Raw genomic sequence first — 1119 nt, 5'->3', positions numbered from 1 at the left:
TACACAGTTGTTGGTCATTGAGCCAAAGAGCTCGTTCAGAATGATTGACCTGCCATCTTCCACACTATGATCATGAACAGTTCAGTAGGCCCTGGAGCCTGTATGCAGGATGGATATGACCATACGCCTTTTCCTTATAACATAAAATATAGGTGATTATGAGCTATGTTGGTATCGATATTTCAAAGGCATGGTTTGACGCATATTGTCTTAGGCGCCGTCAGGTAAAGCGGTTTGCAAACGATGAGCAAGGATGGGGCCAGCTCTGGCAATGGACAGGGCCGGATGCCCATATAGTGATGGAGGCCTCGGGGCCCTACTATCTGCGCGGGGCATGCTGGAGTCAGGCGCGCGGTTTTAGCGTGAGCGTGTTGAACCGCCGGTATTGCCAGATGCGGCTCACGCGTGTAAAAACAGATACAAAAGATGCCCAACTGATTGCTGAATATGCGCAGGCTCACCGGCCTGCCCTATGGAGCCCTCCGTCGAAGGAAAACCAGGCGATGCGCCAGCTGGTGAGTTTGCATGAAGGCTTACTGCGACAGCAAACGCAGTTGCGCGGGCAGAGGGAAGCTTTTTCGTACGCCCCCGAAGAAGAAGCGGTGGTGGGGCAGGTGATTGCAGAGCAGTTAAAAGCCATAAGGCAAGGACTTCGGCACATAGAGCACCGCCTGGAAATGCTGGCCAATCAACAGTATCAGCGAAGTTACCGGCAGCTGCAAACGATTCCGGGCATAGGGGCTAAGACCGCCTTGTTGCTGATATGTGTGACCGACGGGTTTAGCAAGTTTGATGACTCGCGCAAGCTAGCCAGCTATGTTGGGATTTGCCCGCGCATATACCAATCAGGCAGCAGCATCAACGGGCGGGGATCGATCTGTAAGTTAGGATGCTCGCAGTTGAGAAAGTTGTTGTATATGTGTTCATGGACAGCCAAGACGTGTAATCCGGGCTGTGCTGAGTTATACGAAAGGATGAAAAGCAAAGGAAAGCCGGAGCGGGTGATAAAAGTAGCCATTGCTCATAAACTACTTCGTCAGGCATTTGCCGTTGGAAAAAGCGGAGAGGGCTTTGACAAAGAAAAAGCGATGGCCGCTTGACTTTAAGCACAGTTCATTC

Annotated in this window: 1 protein-coding gene; it reads left to right on the top strand. The window is 51.4% G+C overall.

What is annotated here, in order from left to right; all coding sequences use genetic code 11:
* Positions 1 to 158 precede the first annotated feature (158 nt).
* Positions 159 to 1100: an IS110 family RNA-guided transposase gene (locus tag FN815_RS18780; protein ID WP_142456375.1), complete on the top strand. Its 942-nt coding sequence runs from the start codon at positions 159 to 161 to the stop codon at positions 1098 to 1100.
* Positions 1101 to 1119 lie beyond the last annotated feature (19 nt).

The sequence above is a fragment of the Gracilimonas mengyeensis genome (genome assembly GCF_900182705.1).
Taxonomy (GTDB): Bacteria; Bacteroidota; Rhodothermia; order Balneolales; family Balneolaceae; genus Gracilimonas; species Gracilimonas mengyeensis.
This window is presented reverse-complemented; position numbering and strand designations above follow the sequence as displayed.